The organism is Actinoplanes sp. NPDC049548 (assembly GCF_040676695.1).
Lineage (GTDB): Bacteria > Actinomycetota > Actinomycetes > Mycobacteriales > Micromonosporaceae > Actinoplanes.
Window position 1 is genome coordinate 1 of the sequence record NZ_JBFAPM010000068.1, and the last position, 1,396, is coordinate 1,396.

The 1,396-nt window shown below is 69.1% G+C and carries 1 protein-coding gene; it reads left to right on the forward strand.

Annotation, left to right across the window (positions count from 1 at the left end; translation table 11 throughout):
• Positions 1-313: 313 nt before the first annotated feature.
• Positions 314-1,378: an IS110 family transposase gene (locus AB0J80_RS38475; RefSeq protein WP_364714779.1), complete on the forward strand. Its 1,065-nt coding sequence runs from the start codon at positions 314-316 to the stop codon at positions 1,376-1,378.
• Positions 1,379-1,396 lie beyond the last annotated feature (18 nt).

Below are 1,396 nucleotides of genomic sequence, written 5' to 3' on the forward strand. Positions count from 1 at the left end.
CATGACGGCCTGCGACGGGCCCAGCTTCCGCCTCGCGGCGCGGTCCGGACGGCCGGATACAACTGTGAGGATGGTGGGGTGCTGCCTGGGGTTGGGGTCTGACCCGGGATACAACTGGCCGTGGTGTCTTGCCGAGGATCTGTCGGCTCCGGCTCTGGGTGGTGCTTGCTGCCACCGGACCGGTCAGTGCGTGTCCCGATAGGGGCCTTGCCGCTAACAGGGCACCATCACAGTTCTGACCGCCTGCCGGCCCGGTGACGGCCAACCCGGTCGTTTCCCACGCTCGCAGGAGACCACGTTGACCGCATCTAGCATGTCTGATCCTGGCGCCGGCCGCGATGAGTGTGCCGAGGTCGTTCTCGGTGTCGACACCCATAAAGACGCCCATGTCGGCTGTCTGCTCGATCTGCGCGGGGTACTGCTCGATACGCGAACTTTCGCCGCTACCCGATCCGGCTACCGGCAGCTGACGGCCTGGATCACCGGCACCGGCCGGGTCTGCCGCCGGGCCGGCGTCGAGGGCAGCCATTCCTACGGCATCGGGCTGACCCGGCACCTGCACCAGGCCGGGGTCACCGTGATCGAGGTCAGCCAGCCCGATAAGGCCGAGCGGCGCCGCCGCGGCAAAACCGATCAACTCGACGCGGAAGCCGCCGCCCGGGCGGTGCTGTCCGGCCGTGCTCAGGCCACCGCTAAGACCAGCGACGGACCGGTGGAGACCATCCGGCCGCTGCACCTGGCCAGACAATCCGCCCTGAAAGCCCGCACCCAGGCCATCAACCAGCTCAAGGCCGTCCTGCTCGGCGCCGAGCCCGGCCTGCGGGAAACCCTGAACACGTCGAGCACCACCCGGCTGATTCACCGCTGCAGCACCCTACAGCCGGCCCCGCCCAGTGACCCCGACACCGCCGTCCGGTTCACGCTGCAACTGCTCGCCCAGCGGATCATCACTCTGACCGCCGAGATCACCACGCTGACCCGCTACATCACCACGACGATCACCACGCACACGCCGGACCTGCTCCACCGTCGTGGAGTCGGCCCGGACACCGCCGCCACCCTGCTGCTGACCGCCGGTGACAACCCGCACCGCCTCACCGGCGAAGCCGCCTTCGCCGCGCTCTGCGGCAGCAGCCCCGTCGAGGCATCCTCCGGTAAAACCCGCCGGCACCGCCTCAACCGCGGCGGTGACCGGCAAGCCAACCGCGCCCTGCACACCGTGGTCATCAGCCGCCTGCGCTGGGACCAAACCACCCGCGACTACCTCGAGCGACGCCTGGCCCAAGGCAAAACCCGCCGCGAAGCCATCCGCTGCCTCAAACGCTACGTCGCCCGCGAGCTCTACCCACTGCTGCACCAACCCCTCGACAATCCATAGGGGCATCCCCGGTATCCG

Bases quoted from the DNA above. Each gene is read 5' to 3' on its own strand.
- AB0J80_RS38475 (WP_364714779.1), top strand. From the start codon at position 314: ATGTCTGATCCTGGCGCCGGCCGCGATGAGTGTGCCGAGGTCGTTCTC.